Here is a 23,042-nt window from a genome sequence, read left to right on the forward strand (position 1 = left end):
GGCGGCACCTGGACCACCTTGGGGGCCGGGGCGGATCTGGTGACGCTGACCAGCGGCTCCGGCACCTACACCTGGAACAACATCCCGGATGCGATCCACGAGAACATCCTGCTGCGGGTGACCGATAACGGCAATGGGAATGTCACCGCCCAATCGGCCCAGTTCCACATCGCGGGCAAGGTGGAGGTGGCGAACATGCCGGCGACTGTTCCGGTGACGCCGAAGACGCAAGCGATCACCTACACGACCACCGGCACGGTGACGTCCATCAAGCTCTACTACTCCTCGGACAACGGCTCCAACTACAGCTTGCTCACGACGCAAGCCCAGACCGCGCCCGGGACCTACAACTGGACGTGGGCCACTATGCCGGATAACGTCACCAACACCGGCAAGATCAAGTCGACCGACGGCAACAGCGAGGCGAACCCGTACGTTGTGCAGACCGTGTCCAACACGTTCGCAATCGTCGGGATCTTCGACCTGACCGCGCCGGAAAGCGGGGCGGTGGTGACGGCTGAAACGCCGTTCCTGGTGCAGTGGGATAAGGGCACGGCTCTGGGGATCGGCAACGCCAAGATCGAATACTCGGTCAACGGCGGCAGCGACTGGGCCGTGATCCAGGAGAGCGAAGGCACGGCCAATGACGGCATCGTGCCCAACTCCGGCAGCTATTCATGGAGCGTGACGCAAACACTCACGGCGGCGTTGAAGCTGCGGGTGTCAGATCCGAATAACGCGACGACGGTGAATGTGGGCGCTGGCAACAGCGAAGTGCGCGGGTCGCTGACCGTCACCTCCCCGAATCTCGGCACCGAGTCGTGGGACGCCGGCTCGACCTACAGCGTGACGTGGACCAAGAAGGGCGACTGGGCCACCGCCGGCTACACGGTCCAAGTCCTGTACTCCTCAAACGGCGGCTCGACCTACACCGCGATCACCGGGGCCACCGGCATCGCCGCAGCCGCCGGCAGCTACGCGTGGTTCATCAGCGACTCCACGGTGACTAGCACCCAAGCGCGCATCCGGCTGCAGGGCGATACGCCCTACACCGTGGTCTTGGATGATTCAAACAACAACTTCACTGTGAAGGGGCAGGTCGTGCTGACCCAGCCTGACGCGGCCGGCATCACGCTCTTTGTGAACGACGGCTACGAGATCAAGTGGACCAAGTTCGGCAGCGTCGCTACGGTCGATCTGTACTACTCGATCGATAACGGCTCCACGTATCCGAACCTGATCACCACCGCCGGACCGGTGAGTGCCGCGGCCGGCACCTTCAGCTGGACCGTTCCAGACCAGATCATGACCAGCCTGCGGGTGAAAGTCGTCGACACCGGCAACTCGTCGGTGTTCGACACCTCGGCTAATGCGTTTACCATCAAGGGGAAGGTGAACCTGACGTATCCAGACGGCTTCGAGGTCTTCACGGTCAATGACACCGTCGGCATTCTCTGGTCGAAGACCGGCAGCATCGGCAACTTGAAGATCGAGTACAGCCCGGATGCCGGCACGACCTGGAGCAGCATCACCGCCTCAACTCCCTCGAACTCCGGGGCCTACACCTGGACCATCCCGCCGACGATCACGACCAGCACGACGGCGAAGGTTCGGTTGACAACGCTCTTCTCCGACGGGGCGCTGAACATCACCGATCAGTCCGTGAACAACTTCAAGGTGAAGGGCCAGGTCACGGTGACGTATCCCAACGCCGGATCCGAAGTCTGGATCGCGCAAGATGTGCCGACCATCCAGTGGCAGACGGTTGGGGCCATTCAGAATGTGGCGATCGACTATTCGATCAACAATGGCTCGACGTGGACCACCGCGGTCGGCTCGACCCCGGCGGCCGCCGGCTCCTACAACCTGTGGACCGTGCCGAATAACGCCATCACGAACCAAGCCAGGATCCGTGTCACCGACACCACCGATCCTGAGGTGACCGATGTGTCGAATAATCCGCACACGATCCGCACGGCCCTCGCACTGACCGATCCCAGCACCTCCGGCCAAACCGTCGTGGTGGATTCGGTCTTCAACATCAAGTGGACGAAGAAAGGGGACATGGCGACCGTCAAGATCGAGTACTCCACCGACGGCGGATCGACGTGGAGCGTGTGCCAAGACAGCGTGGGCACCCAGGCCAACGCCTTCGACGCCAGCCAAGGGGCGACGGGCTTTCCCTGGAAAGTGCCTGATGTGCTCGGCTCGAACACGAAGATCAAGATCACCAACAACGCCGATGCGACCAATGTCTACGCGATCTCTCCAGCCTTTAAGATCATCGGGTCGGTGGCGGTGACCGCGCCGGTCTCGAGCGACAATTGGAGGGTGTGCAGCACCTACAACATCAAGTTGACCAAGACTGGCTCCTTCGCGCAGGTTCGGATCGACTACACGACCGACAATGGCACAACCTACAACTCCATCACGGCCGGCACACCCTCTGGCGGCGGCAACCCTGGCTATCCGTGGAACGTGCCGAATGTGGCCGGTATCGTCTCCCCGAACGTGAAGATCCGGATCCAGGATGTGGATGAGCCGCTGGCCTTCAGCGTCTCGAACGCCTTCAGCGTCGTGCCGTCATTCACCGTGACCGCGCCAGCGCTCAATGAGCGGGTGACGGCGAAGCGGCCGTACAGCATCACGTGGAACACCGTCGGCCAGAACGCGACCGTGAATCTCTACTACTCCAAAGACGCGTTTGCGAGCGCTGGCATCTCGATTGCCGCCGGCGTGTCGAACACCGGCTCCTACTCGTGGAATACGCCGGATCTGACCGAGCTCTCCACCGGCCCGGTGACGATCAATGTTCGCGTCGCGTATCCGCTCGATGAGGCCGGCGCCTACGATGATTCAGACGCCTTCAAGATGGTGGCGGGTTTTGCGGTGGTCTCGCCCAACGGAGCCGCGGATAAATGGGATGTGGGGACGACCCAGCTGATCCGTTGGACCAGCACGACCGCCAATGTCGCCACGGCGACCATTCTCTACTCGACGGATCAGGGCTCGACCTTCCCGTACCAGCTGACGACGACCGCGGACAATACCGGCGCGGTTGATGCGGAGCGGACATGGCTGTGGCCATCGGTCGCGGATACGATCACCTCGCAGTTCCGCGTCAAGGTCCATGCGACCAACGATCCGCTGGCCTTTGACACATCTGACTTCAACGGCAAGATCAAGGCGTACTTCAAGGTCTTGACGCCGGATGCCTCAGGCATCGTGCTGAACGCCAACCAGGCCTACAATGTGACCTGGACGTGGAACGGCTCCGTCGCCAATGTGTTCCTCGACTACACGAAGGACAACGGCAGCACGTACGTTCCCATGAACGGTGGTGTGGCTACCGTCAATGACGGACTCTTCGAATGGACCGTGCCGGATGATATTACCACGACCCCAACGGTGAAGATCCGCGTCAAAAGCAGTTTGGACCTGGATGCGTATGACTTTTCTGATAACGCGTTTAAGATCCGCGCGGTCTTCTTAGTGACGCGGCCGAACGGCGGCGAGGGGTATCGGATCGGCCTGAGCGACACGATCCAGTGGACGACGACCGGCAACATCACCTCGGTGAAGCTCATCGCATACTCCACACTGGGTTTGAGCGACCCAGGCTTCCCCTACAGCCTGGCCTCGCCGTACACGATTGCTGATCCGCTGTCCAACACCGCCAACGGCAGCACGACGTACACGTGGAATCCGGTTCCTAACCTGCCGTCGCCCAACGTCATCGTGCGGGTGGTGGACGTGAATGACGCGGCGGTGTACGACGAATCCAACGCGGTCTTCCGCATCCAAGGGCAGTTTACGCTTTCCTCTCCAGTCGGGAGCGAAACCTGGGGCGTGGGCAGCACCCAGAACATCACGTGGACCTGGGGCGGGAACATCCCCAATGCCAAGATTGAATACTCGACGGACGGGGGCACCACCTACGCTGCGATTCAGGAGAGCGAAGGCACGGCCAATGACGGGATTGTCGCGAACGACGGCTCATTCACCTGGACCGTGCCCAACGCGATTTCTGACACGGTGAAAATCCGCATCAGCGATTCGCTGGATAGCACGGTGTTCAACGTGTCGCCAGCGAACTTCAAGATTCATGGCACCTTCACCGTGGTGGCGCCCAATGGGGCGGAACGGTTGATCACCAATGACCAGCAGTCCATCACCTGGACATCGACCGGCACCATGGCGAACGCCAAGATCGAATACTCGGTTGATGGCGGGACCACATACGCGGCCATTCAGGAGAGCGAAGGCACGGCCAATGACGGCATCGTCGCCAATGACGGGTCGTTCATATGGACGATTCCCAACACCCAATCGACGACGGTCATCGTGAAGATTTCGAATCCGCTCGACCTGACCAATGGATTCGATGTCTCGAACGCGACCTTGACCATCGATTTGTGGCAGATCACGTTCCATGTCCGCGACTTGCTCAGCAATGCGTACATCACGACCTTGACCGCAACGAGCACAGCCTCTCCGGTAGGGTACACGTGGTCGCAGCCCGGGTTAGGCAACGGTTCAGCTCCGATTATCAAAGGTTTACAGAACGGCACGTGGACGATCGTGTGGTCTCACAACGCTTATGGGGATCAGTCGGTCAACGTCTCAGCCGTTGATCCAGACGGCGCAGGGCCGCTCACCGGCGATCAGTCGATCACGGTCTTCATGGAGACCAAGATCGTGCACATCTATGAGGCGGTCACGGAGCACTCGTACAACGCGGTGAACAACACGCTGACCCTCGGTGTTTCGCTGCGGCGCGACGGCATTCTCTTAAACGGCGCCGACTTCTGCGAGGTGAAGATCTTCGACCCGGCCAGCCCTGCCTCGCCGATTGCCGGCGGCACCTTCACCACCAATGGGGCGCCGGATGTCAACGGCTTCTACAACTACACGTGGAGCGGGACGACCTTAGACCAGGATAAGGTCTACAGCGTGGTGACCAAAGTCCGGCTCGCGTCCACTGGGGCGATCTTCACGACGCCGCGAACGCTCAGCATCGCCGTCGAGAAGAAGATTGATACCCCCTTGTCACAGGTCAGAGGGGATGTGGTGGCTGCGGTCAACACCCAGCTGACGACTCAAACCAACAGCATCAACACCAAGCTGGATACCCAGACGACGAACCTCAACACCAAGCTGGACACGCAGACCGTCCTGATTCAGACGACGCTGAACAACTTCACCAACGCGGTGTCCAGCTCGATCATCAGCCTGGAGGACGCGGCGGTCCGAAGCCAGGTGGCCACCGAGAATCTCGAGGAAGCCGCCGAAAAGAGCTTGGCCGCGGCTGATTCACTCGATAAGACCGGCAAAAAGTACGCCGGACGCCTGCTGCTGCCGCCCACCGCGGTGATCGGCGAGCGGCTGATGCTCCGCTACCGCGCCGGCGAGAAGCTCTCGCCGAAGATCGACATCTTCCTCGTCGACACCGAGGGCAAGACGGTGAACATCGCCAAGGAAGCCGCGATGACGGAGTCGACCAGCAATGCGGGATTGTACGAATATGCCATCGACATCAAGAAAGACAACGGCTTCACCCCGGGCAAGCCGTTCAATGTCTTCGTGCGAGAGCTGACCACCGGTAACCTGGAAGCCGGGTCGGTGTTCGTGGAATCAACGACGCTGAGCGCCCTGGAGGGGTTGATCGCGGCGGGCGGCGGGGTCAAGAACATCGCGCAGGAGACCTTGGACGCGGTGAAGGCGGTTCGAGGCACCTTGGCCACCGGTGGTGATTTCAACAACGCCTTGGAGCTGCTGAAGGTCAAGGTGGATCGCATCCCGCGGCTCGTGGCTGAGGAAAGCGGCACCGGCAAGATCAAGCGAACGGTCGATGAGGTGGCCGAGACGATCAAGAGCCTGGCCGGCGATCAGGGCTATGACTTCAGCCAGCTCGTGAAGAAGGGCATTGAAGAAGCGCCCAGCCTGAAGGATGTCCGCAAGAAAGCGGATGAGATCCAGGGCGCCACCGAAGTGATGCAGATTCTGATGGAGCACAAGCTCGGCGGCATCGATGATCCAGTGGTGCATGTGACGTATCAGTAACGAGTGATTCAGTGATTGGGTGATTGAGTGATTGAGTGAGTCAGCAAAAGAGGGAAGGAGAAGACGATGAGGCGGCAGGGAGTTGCGATGATGGTGGCGGCGGCGCTGGTTGGCGGTATGACGGTTCCGGTATGCGCGGCGGAGCGCGAGCCGATGACAATGCGCGTGGTGGCCGTCAACCCATCGGCGGAAAAAGCCAAAACGGTTCCGGTGCGCATCGATTTGCCGCAGGAGATCAAGCCGGGCGACATCATCGACCACGGGGATCTGGAAGTGGAATTTGATACGGAGCGCTCCCTCTACTTCGTCCACAAGGAGGACGTGACCCTCTCGCCGAAGCAGACCCGCATCTTTGAGGTGGTCGTCAAAGATGTGTGGTTCATTCCGGACACGGACCTGGCCGGCTTGAGAAACCATGCGCAGATTCTCATGAAGCGGCTGGAGAAAAGCGAGTACCGCGACGCGGCGCTGCAGCTCGGCGGCACCATCGTCTCGCGGCTGGATGACATCCAGAAGATGCAGGATGATGAGTCGGTCGCCAGGAAGCAGCGGATCGGCGCGTACCGGCGCAACCTGCTGGCCCTCCAGACGATCAAAGAGGACTTGGCCCGGCTCGAGAAGCTGCTGTCCTTTGCAGGCGGCCCGCCGGTGCCCCAGATGCTCGAGGAATCGCCGTTGAAATCGGACGCGCCGTCCACCACGACGACGTGGCTGGTGATCTTTTTGATCGTGATCTTCATGGGGCTGCTGGCCGGGCAGTTCTTCTTCACCTGGCAACGGCGGCTCAAGACGGTCTCGGGGTTTTCCAACGAGCCTGAGGCGTTTCCCAACGAGGGGCCTCCTGAGGATGGGGGAGCCGCTCCGCGGGGAGGACCTGAGCGATAACGAAGAGCCGCTAACGCCGTACGTTGCGCCCAAGCCACAGAGGGAACAGCTGAGCGTTCTGTTCGCCCTGTGGTTTTGTGCTGTTTGGCTTTTGTTGGGAGTAAAGGAAAGTATCTGAATCAGATGGCGACGAGAGCGATACCGAAAGTGGAAGTGCTGGTGACGAGTCCGGCGAAGGTGCTGTATCGCGGCACGGCGCAGAGCGTCGTGTTCCCAGGCGAGCAGGGGACCTTTGAGGTGCTGCCGCTGCATCGGCCGCTCGTGAGCCGCCTGATCTCCGGCGCGCTCACCATCGATGGACGCGAGCTGGCGATTCGACGAGGGATTGTCCGTGTGGCGGATGATGTCGTCACCGCAGTGGTAGAACTACCATGAAAGCTATCAGCTATCAGCTATCAGCTATCAGCGGAGAAAGATGATGAAGGATCAGTGGGCGGTGCCGGTGGCGATTGGGACGACCATGGCGATCGTCGGGATCATGGTCATCATCGCCGCGGCCTGGAAGCTGTCGGTCAGCCGCAACGTGGCCCTGACGGTGATCTTCATGATGTCCATTGTCGGGCCGTCGCTGGTGTTCGCGGCCAACGCGTTCTCGAGCATTGAAGCGCTGGGGCGCAATCCCTCAGCGGCTCCGAAGATCATGACGGCGATGGTGATCAATTTGTTTTTTTCGGCCGGTGTGACCATTGTGGCGTTTCTGGTGGTCTGGCAGCTCTACGCGGCGCGAGGATGAGGCGATAAATGTCGTTTCTTCCGATGGTGGTCATTGTCCTGGTGTGTTTTATCGGCGGGGTCATCGTCCTGCAGATGCTCTTTGGCCGCCAGGTCACCCACGCCACCGCCCAGCTGCAAGCTCTCAACGCCGAATACACGCGGCGCCAGGAGGAGCTGAAAGAGCGGGTCAAGGAAGCCGAGCGGCAATACGACGAGCTCATGGCGAAGGCGCGGACCGAAGCCGAGCAGATGGTGCTGCACGCCAAGCAAGAAGCCGAATCCACGAAAGCGCGGACGGTCGAAGAGGCGCGCGCGGAGAGTGACCGGATCATCCACATGGCGATGACCAGCCGCGACGCCATTCGCAAAGAAATCGAGCAAGACATGGAGCGCCGCACCATCGACCGCGCCTGCGAGATGATCCGAGCCGCACTCCCGGCGGTGTTCCGACGGCAGATTCAATCTCACTGGCTTGAGGAACTGCTCGCCGACGGGCGAGGCACGCTCGATGGATTGAAAACGGACGAAGCGGTGCAGGAAGCCCGGATCGCCTCAGCGTTTCCCCTGTCGGCGGAGCAGCGACGGTTGATTCAGGACCACCTGAAGAAGCTCTTCGGGCGGGACGTGACACTCACCGAAGTCGTGGATGAGACGCTGGTGGCGGGGTTGACGCTGACGGTGGGTAGCCGGGTGCTTGATGGCACGCTGGCGTCAAAGATCCAACACGAGGCTCGTCGAGCCCAGCAGGCGATCTGATGGCAGGCAGCACACAGCACACAGCAGACAGCACACAGGGACATCCCGAGACCTCAGCGTATGAAATTCGAGAGATCGGGACGGTGAAGTCGGTGCGGGAGCTGATCGTCCGGGTCGTAGGATTGCCCTCCTGCATGAACGGGCAGATGGTGGAGTTTGCGAATGGCGCGATCGGCATGGTGATGGGGTTCACCGAGCACGATGTCCAGGTGCTCGTCTTCGGCGGCAAGGGGCGGATTCGCGCCGGCGATGAGGTGTACAACCGCGGCCAAGAATTCCGGCTGCCCGTCGGAGACCCGTTCATCGGGCGCATCGTCAACGCGCTGTGCGAGCCGGTCGACGGCTTAGGGCCAATTGCCGCGACCGAGCACCAGCCGGTGTTCGCCGAAGCCGCGGGGATCTTGGAGCGCCGCGGCGTGGAAGACACGCTGGAAACCGGCACGAGGATTCTCGACGCCGTGATTCCCATCGCGAAAGGGCAGCGCCAACTGCTGATCGGCGACCGCATGACGGGAAAAACCACCTTGACCATCGACGCGATCCTCAATCAAAAAGGGAAAAACGTCGTCTGCATTTATTGCTCCACCGGCAAAGCCTATTCCAATCTTCTGCGGATGGTGCGGCTGCTGCAGCACCAAGGGGCGATGGAGTACACCGTGGTGGTCAGCGGTCCGGCCTCCTCCTCGCCGGGCGAGCAATATTTGTCGCCCTACACCGCCGCGACGCTTGGCGAGCACTTCATGCGGCGCGGCCGCGACGTCCTGGTGGTCTTTGACGATCTGACGAAGCACGCCTGGGTGTACCGGCAGCTCAGCTTGCTGATGGAGCGCGCCCCGGGCCGCGAAGCGTATCCCGGCGACATCTTCTATATCCATTCGCAGCTCATGGAGCGGGCGGCCGCCATGACGCCTGAGCTTGGCAACGGCTCCATGACGTTTCTGCCCATTTGCGACATCCTGCAGGGGGACCTGACCGGGTACATTCCGAGCAACTTGGTGTCCATGACCGACGGGCAGATTTATTTCAACACGACGCTGTTCAACAAGGGGATCAAGCCGGCCATCGATTTCGGGTTGTCGGTGTCCCGCATCGGCAGCAAGGCGCAATGGCCGGGGATGAAGGAGCTCAGCGGGAAACTGCGCCTGGAATATGTCCAGTATCAGGAGCTGCTGCAGATGACGCAATTGCGCACGAATCTCTCCTCGGATGCGGAGGCGAAACTCAAGCGCGGCGAGGCGATCACGAACCTGCTCGTTCAAGACAAAAACCGCCCCGCGGCGATGGAGGACCAGATCATGCAGCTCTACGCGCTGCGGAAAGGCGTCTTGGATGAGCTCTCGGCCAGCCATATCAAGCAATTCAAGCGGGAGTTCGGAGCCGCCGTGCGCCAATGGGTTCCGCAGTTCGCGCCGGAGCTTCGAACGCGCAAGACCCTGACCGCCGAGATGAAACCGCAGCTTGACGAGATGCTGCGCCGCTACCTTCAACAATTGGCCCCCTGATGCCGGCGCTGACGAAGCTCAAACAGGACATGGTGTTCAACGCGCGCCTGGCCGGATTGCTGGAAGCCATGAAATCCATCGCGGCCCAGCAATTCCAGGCGCTGGAGCGCGCGCTGAAATCGAATCCGACGCTCTTTGAGGCGATTGAGATGATCGCGGCCACCTTCGACCCGCAGAGCGTGTCGCATCCGTTCATGCAGGCGGAAGGGCCGGTGGGCGTGATCGCGGTCACCTCGGATACCGGATTGGTTGGCGGTTTGAATCATCAGGTGATGCTCCGCTCGCTGCAGGAGTATCACCGGCAGCCCGGCGAACTGATGGTCGTCGGCGAGCGGGGTGTTGCCGCGGCGCGGGAGCACGGTGTTCCGTGCCATGCGTTTGCCTCGGCCGGCGACGCGGCGCGCCGGCAGCGGGCGGAGGAAATTCGCACCTACGCGCTCAATCGCGTCGTGAGCGGAGCGCTCGGCGCGCTGAGCATCGTGTATCCGCGAGCCCTCTCCTTCACGGTGCAGCGCGTTGAGCTGATTCGCGTGCTGCCGTGCAGCGCGTGGCTGCAGGCCAAGGAAGCGCCGCGGGTGCGCGGCGGGCCGGTCCTGATGGAGTCCGCGGTCTCAAGCGTGCTGGAGTATTTGGTCTGGCTCTGGCTGGGCCAGACCCTGGTGGATGTCCTGGGCATGAGCCGGTTGGCCGAGTTCGCCGCCCGCTCCATCCATCTGGAGGGCAGCTCCCAGGAGCTGCAGCGCCGCGGCAAGCAGATGCAGTTGCGCTATTTCAAGGAGCGGCGCGAGGTCATCGATCGCAACATGCGGGAGCTCTTTTCCGCAAAAGCCATTTTCGGGAAGACCTAGCCATGGGGCGCCGATGAGCACGGCTAATGCTAAGCAGAACGGGCAGGACATGGGACGCGTGGTCGCGGTCCAGGGGCCGGTGGTGGACGTGAAATTTCCCTCCTCGCGCGACGTGCCCAACGTCTTCGATGTCATCGAAACTGAAACCGCCTACCACGCGCCGGTGGTGCTGGAGGTGGCTGAGCACTTGCCCGGGAATCTCGCGCGGTGCATCGCGCTCACCTCGACCTTGAACCTGCTGCGCAACGCCGCGGCTCGGCCGACCGGCGGGGCGGTGACCATTCCGGTCGGGCATGAAATGTACGGCCGCCTGGTCAATGTGCTGGGCCGGCCGATGGACTTGAAGGGGCCGATCGTGCCCACGGATACGCGCCCCATCCGCCGCCCGCCGCCGGGAGCGCGAGTCTCCCAGCGGGGCCGGGGGGAAGAGCCCCAGCTGCTGGAAACCGGCATTAAGATCATCGACATGCTTTTTCCGCTGGTGAAGGGCAGCAAAAACGGCATCCTGGGGGGCGCAGCGCTCGGCAAGAGCGTGCTCACCCTGGAGCTGATTCATAACATGGTGAAAGAGCATCACGGGGCCTGCGTGTTTACCGGAGCCGGCGAGCGCATCCGCGAAGGCAACGAGCTGTATTACGCGCTGCAGCATCATGAGGTGCTGGACAAAGTGCAATTGGTCTACGGCCAGATGAATGAGCCGCCCGGGGCGCGCTTCTGCGTGGCCATGACCGGGATGACGCTCGCCGAATCCATCCAGCGGGAAAACAAGGATGTGCTGCTGTTTGTCGACAATGTGTTCCGCTTTCTTCAGGCGGGCGCGGAAATTTCCACCCTGCTCGGCCGCGTGCCGTCGGAAACCGGCTATCAGCCGACCTTGGCGGCGGAGGCCAGCGAATTCCACGAGCGGATCCGCTCGGCCTCGGATGGCAGCGGCTCGATCACCTCGCTTGAGGCCGTCTACGTGCCGGCGGATGACCTGACCGATCCGGCCGTCGTCGCCCTCTACAGCTTTTTGGAAAGCATCATGGTGCTCTCGCGCGAGCGCATTCAGCTGGGGCTGTATCCGGCGGTGGATCCGCTGCTGTCCTCCTCAAGCAATCTGGATGCGGATATCGTGGGGCAGCGGCATTTCGATGTGGCCATCGACGCCTTGCGCGTCATGCAGAAGTACGAGGAGCTTCGGCGCATCGTGGCCGTCATCGGGCTGGATGAGCTCTCCCAGGCGGATCGCACGCTGTACGCCCGCGCGCGCAAACTGCAGAACTTCATGACCCAGCCCTTCTTCGTCGCCGAAGGGTACACCGGCAAGCCAGGGGAATACGTCACCGTGGAAGACGTGGTGCAGGGGTGCGAGAAAATCTTGTCAGGCCGCGTGGATTCGGTGCCGGAGGAGAAGTTTTACATGGTCGGCCAGCTGCCTTTTTGAGGGACCGATGGAGACGTCGAGATCGAACAAGCGGATCGGAGAAATCCTGATGGAGCGCGGGTTGGTGACGCGCCGGCAGCTGGAGCTCGCCCTTGAGCATCAGCGCATCACCGGCCAATTCCTGGGGGCTACGCTCATCGATCTTGGGTTCATCAATTCGAAGATTCTGCTGGAAACGCTCTCGGAGCAGTTTCGTATTCCCCATGAGCCGCTCAGCGAAGGGCGCGTCGACTGGGAGGCGGTGAAAAAGTTTCCGGCATCTTTGCTGGCCTCAGGGAAATGCTTTCCCGTCCGCGCGGATGCCGCGACGGTCACGATCGCCTTGGCGAATCCGCTCGATGTGGAAGCGGTGAGCCAGGCCGAAAAGTTCGCGGGCTTGCGGCAGGTGAAACTGGTGCTGGTCTTGGAGCGCGAATTGCGAGAGGTGGTGCGAGCGTATCAGCAGCGCATCCTGCGATCGCTCTCCTCGCAACTGAAAAGCCATGGCAGCCTCTAAACCGACGAAATTTGGGCAGGGCCTCGTGACGAGCGGGGTGTTGACCGCCGAGCAGCTCGAGCAAGCCATGCAGGAGCAGGCGTCGAGCCGGCGGTTCCTGGGGACGATTCTGCTGGAGCGCCGATGGCTCAGCCCGGAGCAGCTGCTGCGCGCGCTCTCCGAGCAGTACGGGATGCCGTGGACGCGCTTCGCCGATGGGAGCGTGGAGCGGCAGGCGATCGACGCCATGCCGGTGAAGGTCGCCACGCACTATAAGGTCATGCCGGTTCGGGCCGGCAACGGCAGCCTCACCGTCGCCATTGCGAATCCCCAAGACGTGCGCCTGGCCGACGAATTGCAGACGGCGCTGCAGGATCGCTTTCGCATCGAGACGGTGCTGGCGACCGAGGAGGACATCGAGCGCGCCATCAAGAAGCACTACGGCATCGGCGCTGAAACCGTCAGCCAGCTCGTGAAGGATCAGCCGGCGAGTCTCCGCCTGCAAGCCGTCGGCGAGGGGGCGGTCGAGGATATTGAGCAGCTAGCGGATGACGCCTCGGTCGTGAAGCTCGTCAACCAGCTCATGGTCGAAGCCCATCACCGCCGCGCCACGGACATCCACCTGGAGCCGTACCGCGGCAAGGTGCGCCTGCGGTATCGCATCGATGGCGTGCTGCGCAACGTGGACGTGCCACCGGCAATTCGGCAATTGTTTCCGGCCATCCTCTCGCGCGTGAAAGTGCTCTCCAACCTGAACATCATGGAGCGGCGCCTGCCTCAGGACGGGCGCGCGAGTGTTAAAGTGGGGGAGGAGAAGCTCGATCTGCGCATTTCGGTGCTGCCCACGCCCTCCGGCGAGAGCATCGTGGTGAGAATCCTGCCCAACACCATGCTGCTGGCGTTGAAAGATCTGGGGTTTCGCGCCGAGGATCTCGACGGGCTGCAGCGCATCATCGCCCAGCCCCACGGGCTGCTGTTCGTCACCGGCCCGACCGGCAGCGGCAAGACCACCACCCTCTACGGCATGCTCAATACGATCAATACCGAGCGGCGGAAGATCATCACCATCGAGGATCCGGTGGAATACGAAATGGACGGCGTGACGCAGGTGCAGATTCATCCATCGATCGGGTTGACCTTTGCGACCGGGCTGCGCAGCATGCTGCGCCACGACCCGGATGTGATGATGGTTGGGGAAGTGCGCGATTATGAGACGGCCGAGCTGGCGATTCGGATCGCGCTAACCGGCCACCTGGTCTTTTCGACGCTGCATACGAATGATTCCGCCAGCAGCGTGACCCGCTTGCTGGATATGGGGGTGGATCCGTATCTCATCGTCTCCTCGGTGTCCTGCTTCATGGCGCAGCGCCTGGTGCGGCTGCTCTGTCCCGACTGCAAGGTCGAGATCGCGCCGGAGCGCAAGGATTTCAAGCGCCGGTTTCAAGCCAAAGGCTGCGAGGCGTGCGGGCATGCCGGCTACTTCGGCCGAACGGCGATCTATGAGCTGCTGGTCATGGCCGAGCCCATCAAGCAGCTCGTGCTGCAGCGCGCCTCCTCCGATGCGATTTGGCGCAAGGCGATTGAATGCGGGATGCGCACCATGCAGCAAGACGGCTGGGAGAAAGTGTCCCAGGGCTTGACGACGCCGGAGGAAGTGACGCGTGTGACCCAAGAGCAAGAAGATGAGTTCCTCCGCGTGACCAAAGAGGAAACCTGAGGGTGATTACAGTGAGCATCACTGTAATCAATGTTGAAAATGCCAAAATTCCACTACACAGCGAAACGCGGACCGCAGGATGTCATTGAAGGCATCCTGGAGGCGGAGAACCGCAGCGGAGTCCTCGCCTACCTGACGCATGCCGGGTATGTGCCGGTGCGCATTCGCGAGCACGCCGATGGGCAGACGGTTTCGGTGAAGCGACCGGCGACCCCCCTCCGCCCGCGGCGAGTGCCCTCGTCCGCCTTGGCGATGATGACGCGGCAATTCGCCAGCTTGACGCGCTCCGCCGTGCCGCTGCTGCGGGCGTTGAGCATCCTTGAAGATCAGGCCAGAGTCCCGTACCTGAAACACGTCTTGCGCGCGCTGAGCGAAGAGGTGCGCCAGGGCCAAACGCTCTCCTCGGCGATGGCAAAGTTCCCCACGGTCTTCTCCCCGCTGTACGCGAACCTGGTCCGCTCCGGAGAGATCAGCGGGGCGCTGGACGCCGTGCTCGAGCGGCTGGCGGAGCAAGCCGAGCAGGAGGAAGCGATTCGGATGAAACTCCGCATGGCGTTCACCTATCCCGCGTTCGTCGGGGCGGTGGGCTGCGGCACCGTGATCTTTCTGATGACGTTCGTCATGCCTCGGCTCTCGCGCCTGCTCATCGGCTTAGGCTCGCGGCTGCCGGCGGCGACGCGCGGGCTGCTGGCGATTTCCGAGGTGATGTCGACCTGGTGGTGTTGGGCCTCGGTGGCCGCCGCGGTGATGCTCGGCATTGTGCTCTGGCGGAACCTCGGGGAGCGCAGCCGGCTGGCGATCGATGGGCTCCTGCTGAAGGTTCCGCTCCTGGGCCCGCTGATCCAGCAAATCGACGTCGCTCGCTTCGCCCGCTCCTTTGGATTGCAGCTTGGCCATGGCATTTCGATTCTTCAGGCGATGGACGTGGCCCTCTGGGTGGTGGGCAATCGGATGATCCGCAAGGAGTTCCAGCGGCTGCCCGAAGCGCTGCGGCAGGGCACGCCGCTTTCGAGCGCCTTGAAAGAGCTGTCGGTCGGCACGGCCTTCCTTGTCAACACGGTGGCGGTCGGCGAAGAGGTCGGCAACGTGGGAGAATCGCTGACGGAAATCGCCCGCTATTACGAGCAAGACAGCGAGCGGCTGCTGCAGATGATGGCCGCGCTGGTGGAGCCGATCCTGATCGTCGGCGTGGGGCTGATCGTCGGCTTCATCGTCATGGCCGTGCTGCTGCCCATCTTTGAGATGAGCACAATTAATCCGTAACCTGGAGGCGACGATGGAAAAGATTAGACAAGGGTTTACGCTGATTGAGTTGATGCTCGTGGTGGTGATTATTGGAGCGTTGGCGGCGATGGTGGTGCCACGCTTAGCGGGCCGGTCCGAAGAGGCGCGCATCGGCATTGCGAAGACCGATATCAAGGCGAACATCGCGACCGCCCTGAAGCTGTATGAGCTCGACAACGGCCGATTCCCGACGACGGAGCAGGGTTTGCAGGCGCTGATCGCCAAGCCGACCAGCCCGCCGGTGGCGGATAACTGGAAAGGCCCGTACATTGAGCAGGAGCCGCTGGACCCGTGGAGACGGCCGTACGTGTATCGGTATCCGGGGACGCATCCGCCCAGGGATTATGATTTGTTTTCCGTGGGGGCCGACGGGGTCGAGGGCAAAGACGATGTCACGAATTGGGCCGTGCAGGCGGCGAGCCAAGACTAAGGGCGTCAGCCTGATTGAAGTCCTCATCAGCGTCGCCATCCTCGCCGCCGGGATGGCGGTGATTCTGCAAGGGCTCGTCCGCAGCGCCTACACCCTCAGCGTGGCCCGCAATCGCCTGCGCGCGTACAGTTTCGCCTCGGCGAAACTCACCGAAGTGGAATTAGGCATTCACCAGCGTGCGGAGCTGCGGCCGGAGGGGAGTTTCCGAATCGGCCGCGAGACGTTCCGCTGGCAGTTGACGGTAGCCCCCGCGACTCCCACCACTCAAGAGGCCGCGCTGGCCGTGGAATGGCAGCAGGCCGGCCATCCCTACCGCATTCACACCGCGTCGATGATGCCGATCCCCGCGACCCCTGAGCCATGACACCGCCACGCGCTGGCCGCGGATTTACGGTTGTGGAAATGCTCGTGGTCGTCTCGCTGATGGCCTTGGCCGGCGGGGCCATGGTCTCGGCGTTTGCCGGCGGGCTTCGGGTCTGGCAGCGGGCGAATGAATTGAGCGCAGCAGGGCAATCCGGGTTGATCGCCTTCGAGTTCATCCGGCGGGATCTGCGCAGCCTCCGCACCTTTTCGCCGGTGCCCTTCGACGGCGCCTATGATCGGTTTTCCGCCGCGACCGTCGAGGCCGAGCGCCCATCGGCCTGGCCCTCAGGGACGCTGGGCCGCATCGGCTATTTTCTTCGCGAGCGGGATCACGTGCTCTGCCGCTCGTTTGTTCCCTATGCGCAGACGCGGACCGTCTCGCTGCGCGATCGCTGCGAGCCGGTGCTGGATCGCGTGACGCGCCTGCGCCTTCGGTATTTCGGCAAGCACCCCGACAGCGGAGTCGAAGCGTGGAGCAGCCACTGGAGCGGGCCGTCGCCGCCGCTGGCGGTCACGGTTGAGGTGACCACGCAGGAGGGCCGGCGGCCGCCTGTCACCCAGACGCATACGGTGTTTCTTGCCCAAGGACACATCGATGAACCGACAACAGAGTGATATCGCGGATCGTGGATCGTGGATCGTGGATCGTGGACCCCTTCACGTCCACCATCCACCATCCACCATCCACCATCCTCATGGTGGAAGCATCCTCATCTACGTGCTGTGGGTGACGTTCTTGCTGAGCCTCTTCGCCGTCAGCGTGGCGTCCCAAGCCTCCGCCGGGCTGCGGTTTTCTGACCGCATGCTCGGCCAGTTGCGCATGCGCGGGATCGCCCAGGCCGGTTTGCTGAAGGCCATCGAAGCGCTCGCCCTTGACGCATCGATGGTCGATACGCTCAGCGATCCCTGGGCGGATTCGTTTCATGATCGCACGCAGTGGGACGGGATCTTTTCGTTGATGTCATCTCCGAAGCCCGATCCGGAGCGCCGCTATGGCCTGGCCGATGAAGAGCGCCGGCTGAATCTGAACACCGCGCCGAAGGATGCGCTCGACCGGTTGATCCGCTCGGTGACGCCGCTGGCACCCGATGACGCGGACGCCCTCGCCGATGCGATCAGTGATTGGCGCGATGAGGATGATGATGCCGAGCCGCATGGCGCGGAGCATTTTTACTATCGGGGGCTGGCCAACGCCTACGATTGCAAAAACGGGCCGTTCGAGCAGCTCGAGGAGCTTCGGCTGGTCAAGGGGGTGTCTCCGGCGATCTATCGCTGGCTTGAGCCGCATGTGACGGTCTATGGCTCGGGGGCGGTCAACGTGAATACCACCTCGCCGGTGATCTTCGCAGCGCTCGGTCTGAGCCCTCAGGGGGTGGCGGGCCTTCGAGCCTTTCGGTCGGGGGAGGATGGCCTTGAAGGCACGGGCGATGACCAAGCGTTCTCATCCGTCGATGGCATGGAAGCAGACCTCCGGGCGTATCTTCCCCAAGCGGACCTCGGCAGGCTCGCGCAGCTCATGCAAAAAAAACTCCTCACGGTCTCCTCGCGCGCGTTCCGGTTCCACCTGGAAGCTAGTGATGGCACGCCGGCCCACGCGGTGCATGCGATGGGCATCATCGATCGGGAAGGGCACGTCAAGTTGTGGACAGAACGGTAAGAACCGCGCACAATATCACCAATAATGACCAATCACCAAGCTCCAATAATCAAACAAGCACCAATGACCGAATGACCAATGACCAAACCAATATTGCGGTTTGGATATTCGGTCATTGATTCATTGGTCATTGTTTGGTTATTGGGATTTGGTCATTGGTAATTTTCCTGACCATGGGTTCAAAGCATCGCTTCCAAGAGGCGCTGTTGCAGCTGGCACTGCAGCCGCGGCGGTTGGCGAAATCGCTCGGCCAGTTGGTGCCTGCCGCCGCGTCCCAAGGGCTCTCCGTCGCGGTGCTCGACGGGCGGTGGCTGAAGCTGCTGCAAGCCCATGGGCGGTCGGTCGCCAAGGTGGCGGCCATTCCCATCGAGGGCAAGGGTCCTGAGGAGATCGCGAAGGCTCTGCAGGACCACTGCGCGGCCGAGCACGTGGCACTTCACGACGTCCTGCTCGCCAATCCCACCCATCTGTCCACGATCCGCGTCTTCACCCTGCCGTCGGTCGATGCGAACGAAATCCGGGACATCGTCGAGCTGCAGGCCGAGAAGCACACGCCCTATGCGAAGGAAGAGATCTTGCTCGATTTTGCCGTCCTGGATCGCGAGCGCGCCGGCTATTCCCGCGTGCTGCTCGTCATTGCGCACCAAGACGTGGTGCATCGCTCGGTCCGCGTGATGGAGCTCTCGAACCTGCTGCTGGAGCGCGTCGCCTGCGAGGTCGAGGGATTGGTGCAGTGGTTCCAGATGGTGCGCCGCCGCGTAAGCACTCCGGGGGCGGGGCCGACCCTCGTGATCGACGTCGACGGCAGCACGACGACGCTGCTGGTGATGCAGCGCGGCCAGCTCGTGTTTCAGCGGAACTTTGCCTTGGGGATGGAGCATCTCCATCGCGACCCGGCGGCGGCCAGCCAGCGGCTCATCGCCGAGCTGCAGCGGTCGGTCGAGGCCGTTGAAGCCGAGGGGAGCGCGTCCAAGATCCAGGACATCGTGATGACGGGCCGGGTGGAGCGGTTGCAGGAGCTCAAGACAGCCGTGGAAAGCGCCTTCGGGCTGCCCGTCAATCTCGCCGCACCTTGGGGAGCCATGGAGCTCGCCGAGGAAGCCAGCACAGCCGCCGAGCGGCTGCCGGAGATCTCATTCGCGAGCCTCGTGGGGCTGGCCGCGGCCCCCAGCCGCATTGATCTGACACCGAAGGCCACCAAATTGCGCCAAGCCTTCGAGGCGCGGGCGCGTTCCCTCGTGGTGATGGCGTGCCAGGGATTGGGGGTGCTGCTGCTTATCTCCTTGCTGATCATGGGCCGGGCCCAGCAGCAGCATCGCTATTATGAGACGCTGCAAGCCCTCTACAACACCGATGCCTCCGAGGCTTTTGACATCGAGCAAGGCTTGGCCAGCATCAATTTCATCCGCGAGCGGCTGCGCCATCGCGGCGAGCTGCTCAATCTTGTGGACGGGCTGGTCAAGCTCTCGCCCCGGGAAGTGCAGTGGGATGCCCTGACCTATACCCAGGCGGAGTCGCTCATCGTGAAAGGCGAATCGAACGCGCTGCCGAAAGTGTATGAGTTCGCCGCGAGCCTCTCGAACAGCGCCCTGTTCACCGACGTGCCTCCTCCGAAAGTCTCGCAGCGGAAGGGCGGCGCCGACGATGAGCAGGGGATCACGGATTTCGAGCTTCGGTGTTCTCTGGTTCCGCCGAAGCCCGGGCGCGGGACGCCGGGGTAGCCGAGCATGAAATTTCCGCAACTGCCGTCCCTGCAACCTCGCGAACGGCTCCTCGCCGTGGTCGGCGGCATGGCCGTGATGGTGCTGCTGCTGGACCGCGCGGTGCTCAGTCCGTGGCTGCGCCAGATCCGCGCCGTCGGCCGGAGTATTACGCAGATGGAGGAACGATACGTGACGAATCAACAGCTCATGACGCGCAAAGACCGCGTCCTCGTGGATCTGGTGCGGTACCAGCGCTATCTGCGCCCTCCGCAGGCCGATGAATCGCAAATGGCCGCACTCCTCAAGGAGGTCGAAGCCATCGCCGCCGACAGCCATGTGACGGTGGGGGAAGTCAAGCCGCTGGCCACGGAAACCACCGACGCCGCCACGCGCTATGCCCTGGAGATCCGGTTTGAGTGCACGCCGGAAGATTGGGCCGGCTTCATCTACCATCTGGAGACCTCGCCCGCCCTCTTTGATGTGCAGCGCGCCGGCCTCTCCCGCAAGCCGGACAGCCAGGATCAGCTCGAAGGCACCCTGCGCATTGCGACCACCGTGCTGCAGCTTGTCCCGGCGCGCTCGCCGGCTCCCGCGGGAGAACCCCATGCGGCGTCCCCGTAAGATCGCGCTGGCGGCGGGCTGCTGCGGGATCGCGCTGCTGTGCGGCCATGCCTTGGCGGCCGATGATGACGCAAGCCGTGCGGCGACGGTTCGAAAAACCGAAGACCGGCTGCATTTTCAGCTGCCCCAGGACTGGCCGGTTGAGCGCCGCAACGGGATGATCGCTCCGGTTCCGGTGGAGGAATACCTCGCCATGAAATTCGGCGCCATCGAGGAGCGGTTGCAGGCGATTGAGCAGCGGCTGAAGGGGTTCGATGCTCGGCTGCAGGCGGTTGAGGAGCAGCAGAAAACGCCACGTCAGCTCCCGCAAGCGTCCACGCCATGAGACGACCATCAGCTATTTGTTATGGGCTCTCTGCTATTTGTATTTTCTCCGTCGGCTCTTTCGTCGGATATGCCGCTGAGTCCTCTCGTGATCCCAACCGCATCGCCGGCTACATCTTCGGCCAGCCGGTGCCGGCAGGGAATTATGACTTTGCGAAACGCGTCGCGTCGCTCTTTCCGCGCCCGTGGGAAGAGCAGGCCTCGCCGGAGCAGCGCGAGCGGGCTATCTGGGACGCCCTGATCTTGCACTTCGAATCGTTCCGCCGCAAGATCACCGTCTCGGATGAGGCGCTAACGACGCGGATTGACAGCGTGCTGAAAGGCGATCAGCAATCCTTCACGCGCGCGAGCGATCCCTCGGCCTACGCCCGGTGGACCAACGAGCGGCTTGGCGAAGATGTCGAGCTCTTTGAGAACCAAATGCGGTATCTGCTGCAGATCGATCAATTGCAGGAGGCGATGAGGACCTCATTCAACGTGGCCGTCACCGAGGAGGAGCTGCGGCAGGAGTTTCTCAATGAGCAGCATCATGTCGGCGGCGAGATGGTGAGCTTCGGCGATCAGGCGGCGGCCCAGGCGTTTTACGAGCAGGTCAAGGACCCGAAGGCCTGGGACGCGATGAAAGCGAAAGGCGAGGAGAAGGTCCGGCCGGTCAGCCTCATGACGCTGGAAGCGTACATGGACCTGTGGGCGATTCCCAAGGGCCAGATCTACGCCTTCCACGCGCTGCCCATCGGCAGCGTCGGTCCGCCGATGCCCTTCGGCGCAAACGAATGGTGCGTGTTTCGGCTCTTGGATAAACGCACAGGAAATCTGGCGGAGTTTCCGAAGCATCGGGAATCGTACGTCGAGCAGATCACGACGAAGAAACAGCACGAGGAACTCAAGAAGTGGGTTGAGAACTTGAAAGCCTCAGCGAACCTGCAAATCCTTCCCCTTTCCTCCTAAGTCATGGGTCGCCGTTAAGCGGCAGCTTTTCGTTCTTTGGGGAGTCGCACCGTCATCGTCGTGCCTTGCCCGGGGATGCTTTCCACCTCGATCGCCCCGCCGTGGCCCTTGATGAGCGACTTGGCGATGAACAGCCCCTGGCCCAGCCCGCCCATTTTCCGCTCATGCAGATCCCCGATCGACTTGAACTGCTCAAACAGCGATGGCAGGGCGTCTTTGGCGATGCCAGCCCCGGTGTCGATCACCTCGATCACGGCCTCGCCGGAGCCGGCGGAGAGCTTAATCTTCACATGGCCGTCCCGCGAGGTCGCTTGAATCGCGTTTTCGACAAGCTGATTGAGGGCCACCGTCAGATGCGGCAAATCCACCTGCCAGAACAGCGGTTTGGGAAAATCGATCGTCGTTAAACGGAGGCCTTTGGCGGCCGCGGCTTGGCGGTGGATTTTCTCGAGGCTGGCGAGCAGCGTGCGCAGATCGTATGACTCGAAGGCGAATTTCGTCTGCCCGGTCATGAGCTCGGTGGACGTCTTGATTTTCTCGATCAACCGCTCAAGCCGGTCGGCGTTCTCCAGCACCGTCTTCAGAAAGTCCTGCTGGTCGCTGCTGGTTTCGCCGAGCGACCCATCCAGGACCAGGTTGACCCCCTCCTTGATGGCGGTCAGCGGCGTGCTCAGCTCGTGGGACACCAGCGAGAGCATTTGATTCTTCAGCTCATCGGCGCGGCGCAATTCCTCCACCAGGAACGCGTTGCGCAGCGACGACGCCAGCTGCTCCGCGACAATGCCGATGGCGTGGCCATCCTCCTGAGAGAAGGCGTCCTCCTTGCCGCTGAAGAGGCTCAGCAGGCCGATCGGCTCGCCTTTGACGGTCAACAGCGGCGCAAAATATTTCGACCGCAGCGACGCCGTGGGCTGCAGCAGCCCGCTATGCTCGACGGTCTCCATGACGCATAGACTGTCCTCTTCGGCGATGGGATGTTTCAGCAAATCCGACGCCGCCTCGCGGATCTGGCGAGTGGCACTCGCCAGCTCCACCGGGGCGATCGGGGCGAAGGGAATCAGATGCAGCTTCCGCTGGGGAAAAAAGAAGATGCCGCACAGGGCCACGGGAAACGCCCCGTGCGCGTACGACGCCGCCAGGCGGATGATCGCCTGCGGTTCGGTGGTGGAGGTGAGGAGCCGCCCGATTTCGTAGAGGGTCTTGATCTCTTCCCGGGAGCGCTCCACGAAATATTTCAATTCCGCCCGCGAGACGTTGGCCATGACGCCAAAAGTATACCACATCAGTGGCGAGCGTTGGCGAATGGCGATCAACGAAAGGCCATGG

Annotated in this window: 20 protein-coding genes; 19 read left to right on the plus strand and 1 reads right to left on the minus strand. The window is 62.3% G+C overall.

The features are described 5' to 3' along the window. The 19 genes from HY737_08820 to HY737_08910 all read left to right on the plus strand — a co-directional run. Positions 1-6,063, plus strand: a 6,063-nt coding sequence (locus tag HY737_08820; GenBank protein MBI4598484.1) for a hypothetical protein, incomplete at its 5' end; no start/stop codon positions are given. Positions 6,064-6,129: 66 nt separating this feature from the next. Next, complete coding sequence (locus HY737_08825) at positions 6,130-6,948, plus strand: hypothetical protein (protein MBI4598485.1); 819 nt, start codon at positions 6,130-6,132, stop codon at positions 6,946-6,948. 123 nt (positions 6,949-7,071) lie between these two features. Further along, complete coding sequence (locus HY737_08830) at positions 7,072-7,323, plus strand: hypothetical protein (protein MBI4598486.1); 252 nt, start codon at positions 7,072-7,074, stop codon at positions 7,321-7,323. A gap of 43 nt (positions 7,324-7,366) precedes the next feature. Further along, entirely contained in the window at positions 7,367-7,681 is a 315-nt protein-coding gene (locus HY737_08835; protein MBI4598487.1) for a hypothetical protein, read from the plus strand. An 8-nt stretch (positions 7,682-7,689) separates the two neighbouring features. Further along, on the plus strand, positions 7,690-8,418 hold the full coding sequence (locus tag HY737_08840; GenBank protein MBI4598488.1) for a F0F1 ATP synthase subunit delta: 729 nt from the start codon (positions 7,690-7,692) through the stop codon (positions 8,416-8,418). After that, positions 8,418-9,920, plus strand: coding sequence for a F0F1 ATP synthase subunit alpha (locus HY737_08845; GenBank protein MBI4598489.1), 1,503 nt, complete (start codon positions 8,418-8,420; stop codon positions 9,918-9,920). The genes HY737_08840 and HY737_08845 overlap by 1 nt, the downstream gene beginning before the upstream one ends. Beyond that, on the plus strand, positions 9,920-10,768 hold the full coding sequence (locus HY737_08850) for a F0F1 ATP synthase subunit gamma (GenBank protein MBI4598490.1): 849 nt from the start codon (positions 9,920-9,922) through the stop codon (positions 10,766-10,768). The genes HY737_08845 and HY737_08850 overlap by 1 nt, the downstream gene beginning before the upstream one ends. A 13-nt stretch (positions 10,769-10,781) precedes the next feature. Beyond that, on the plus strand, positions 10,782-12,194 hold the full coding sequence (locus HY737_08855) for a F0F1 ATP synthase subunit beta (protein ID MBI4598491.1): 1,413 nt from the start codon (positions 10,782-10,784) through the stop codon (positions 12,192-12,194). Between the two features lie 7 nt (positions 12,195-12,201). Next, on the plus strand, positions 12,202-12,690 hold the full coding sequence (locus HY737_08860) for a hypothetical protein (GenBank protein ID MBI4598492.1): 489 nt from the start codon (positions 12,202-12,204) through the stop codon (positions 12,688-12,690). Then, the gene (gene tadA, locus HY737_08865; protein ID MBI4598493.1) at positions 12,677-14,386 is read left to right on the plus strand and encodes a Flp pilus assembly complex ATPase component TadA; all 1,710 of its coding nucleotides are present in this window, start codon (positions 12,677-12,679) and stop codon (positions 14,384-14,386) included. The genes HY737_08860 and tadA overlap by 14 nt, the downstream gene beginning before the upstream one ends. Positions 14,387-14,416: 30 nt before the next feature. After that, the gene (locus HY737_08870; protein MBI4598494.1) at positions 14,417-15,649 is read left to right on the plus strand and encodes a type II secretion system F family protein; all 1,233 of its coding nucleotides are present in this window, start codon (positions 14,417-14,419) and stop codon (positions 15,647-15,649) included. Between the two features lie 13 nt (positions 15,650-15,662). After that, positions 15,663-16,100: a type II secretion system major pseudopilin GspG gene (gene gspG / locus HY737_08875; protein ID MBI4598495.1), complete on the plus strand. Its 438-nt coding sequence runs from the start codon at positions 15,663-15,665 to the stop codon at positions 16,098-16,100. Then, positions 16,060-16,464: a prepilin-type N-terminal cleavage/methylation domain-containing protein gene (locus tag HY737_08880; GenBank protein ID MBI4598496.1), complete on the plus strand. Its 405-nt coding sequence runs from the start codon at positions 16,060-16,062 to the stop codon at positions 16,462-16,464. Before gspG ends, HY737_08880 begins: the two co-directional genes overlap by 41 nt. Beyond that, positions 16,461-17,078, plus strand: a complete 618-nt coding sequence (locus tag HY737_08885) for a prepilin-type N-terminal cleavage/methylation domain-containing protein (GenBank protein ID MBI4598497.1) — start codon at positions 16,461-16,463, stop codon at positions 17,076-17,078. Before HY737_08880 ends, HY737_08885 begins: the two co-directional genes overlap by 4 nt. Further along, a complete protein-coding gene (locus tag HY737_08890) occupies positions 17,059-18,120 on the plus strand; it encodes a general secretion pathway protein GspK (GenBank protein ID MBI4598498.1) in 1,062 nt (353 codons plus the stop codon). The genes HY737_08885 and HY737_08890 overlap by 20 nt, the downstream gene beginning before the upstream one ends. Before the next feature lie 173 nt (positions 18,121-18,293). Beyond that, positions 18,294-19,841 carry a pilus assembly protein PilM gene (gene pilM, locus HY737_08895; GenBank protein ID MBI4598499.1) on the plus strand — a complete coding sequence of 516 codons (1,548 nt, stop codon included), beginning with the start codon at positions 18,294-18,296 and terminating at the stop codon, positions 19,839-19,841. Positions 19,842-19,847: 6 nt separating this feature from the next. Next, on the plus strand, positions 19,848-20,444 hold the full coding sequence (locus HY737_08900; GenBank protein ID MBI4598500.1) for a hypothetical protein: 597 nt from the start codon (positions 19,848-19,850) through the stop codon (positions 20,442-20,444). Further along, entirely contained in the window at positions 20,428-20,769 is a 342-nt protein-coding gene (locus HY737_08905) for a hypothetical protein (protein ID MBI4598501.1), read from the plus strand. The genes HY737_08900 and HY737_08905 overlap by 17 nt, the downstream gene beginning before the upstream one ends. Continuing rightward, positions 20,766-21,716 carry a peptidyl-prolyl cis-trans isomerase gene (locus tag HY737_08910; protein MBI4598502.1) on the plus strand — a complete coding sequence of 317 codons (951 nt, stop codon included), beginning with the start codon at positions 20,766-20,768 and terminating at the stop codon, positions 21,714-21,716. The genes HY737_08905 and HY737_08910 overlap by 4 nt, the downstream gene beginning before the upstream one ends. Before the next feature lie 14 nt (positions 21,717-21,730). Here the strand turns inward: HY737_08910 and HY737_08915 are convergent, their stop codons facing one another. Next, positions 21,731-22,999, minus strand: coding sequence for a GAF domain-containing sensor histidine kinase (locus HY737_08915; GenBank protein ID MBI4598503.1), 1,269 nt, complete (start codon positions 22,997-22,999; stop codon positions 21,731-21,733). Between the last annotated feature and the right edge of the window lie 43 nt (positions 23,000-23,042).

The sequence above is a fragment of the Candidatus Omnitrophota bacterium genome, assembly GCA_016209275.1.
Taxonomy (GTDB): Bacteria; Omnitrophota; Gorgyraeia; order Aquiviventales; family Aquiviventaceae; genus JACQWM01.

Bases quoted from the DNA above. Each gene is read 5' to 3' on its own strand.
- HY737_08825 (MBI4598485.1), top strand. From the start codon at position 6,130: ATGAGGCGGCAGGGAGTTGCGATGATGGTGGCGGCGGCGCTGGTTGGC.
- HY737_08830 (MBI4598486.1), top strand. From the start codon at position 7,072: ATGGCGACGAGAGCGATACCGAAAGTGGAAGTGCTGGTGACGAGTCCG.
- HY737_08835 (MBI4598487.1), top strand. From the start codon at position 7,367: ATGAAGGATCAGTGGGCGGTGCCGGTGGCGATTGGGACGACCATGGCG.
- HY737_08840 (MBI4598488.1), top strand. From the start codon at position 7,690: ATGTCGTTTCTTCCGATGGTGGTCATTGTCCTGGTGTGTTTTATCGGC.
- HY737_08845 (MBI4598489.1), top strand. From the start codon at position 8,418: ATGGCAGGCAGCACACAGCACACAGCAGACAGCACACAGGGACATCCC.
- HY737_08850 (MBI4598490.1), top strand. From the start codon at position 9,920: ATGCCGGCGCTGACGAAGCTCAAACAGGACATGGTGTTCAACGCGCGC.
- HY737_08855 (MBI4598491.1), top strand. From the start codon at position 10,782: ATGAGCACGGCTAATGCTAAGCAGAACGGGCAGGACATGGGACGCGTG.
- HY737_08860 (MBI4598492.1), top strand. From the start codon at position 12,202: ATGGAGACGTCGAGATCGAACAAGCGGATCGGAGAAATCCTGATGGAG.
- tadA (MBI4598493.1), top strand. From the start codon at position 12,677: ATGGCAGCCTCTAAACCGACGAAATTTGGGCAGGGCCTCGTGACGAGC.
- HY737_08870 (MBI4598494.1), top strand. From the start codon at position 14,417: ATGTTGAAAATGCCAAAATTCCACTACACAGCGAAACGCGGACCGCAG.
- gspG (MBI4598495.1), top strand. From the start codon at position 15,663: ATGGAAAAGATTAGACAAGGGTTTACGCTGATTGAGTTGATGCTCGTG.
- HY737_08880 (MBI4598496.1), top strand. From the start codon at position 16,060: ATGTCACGAATTGGGCCGTGCAGGCGGCGAGCCAAGACTAAGGGCGTC.
- HY737_08885 (MBI4598497.1), top strand. From the start codon at position 16,461: ATGACACCGCCACGCGCTGGCCGCGGATTTACGGTTGTGGAAATGCTC.
- HY737_08890 (MBI4598498.1), top strand. From the start codon at position 17,059: ATGAACCGACAACAGAGTGATATCGCGGATCGTGGATCGTGGATCGTG.
- pilM (MBI4598499.1), top strand. From the start codon at position 18,294: ATGGGTTCAAAGCATCGCTTCCAAGAGGCGCTGTTGCAGCTGGCACTG.
- HY737_08900 (MBI4598500.1), top strand. From the start codon at position 19,848: ATGAAATTTCCGCAACTGCCGTCCCTGCAACCTCGCGAACGGCTCCTC.
- HY737_08905 (MBI4598501.1), top strand. From the start codon at position 20,428: ATGCGGCGTCCCCGTAAGATCGCGCTGGCGGCGGGCTGCTGCGGGATC.
- HY737_08910 (MBI4598502.1), top strand. From the start codon at position 20,766: ATGAGACGACCATCAGCTATTTGTTATGGGCTCTCTGCTATTTGTATT.
- HY737_08915 (MBI4598503.1), bottom strand. From the start codon at position 22,999: ATGTGGTATACTTTTGGCGTCATGGCCAACGTCTCGCGGGCGGAATTG.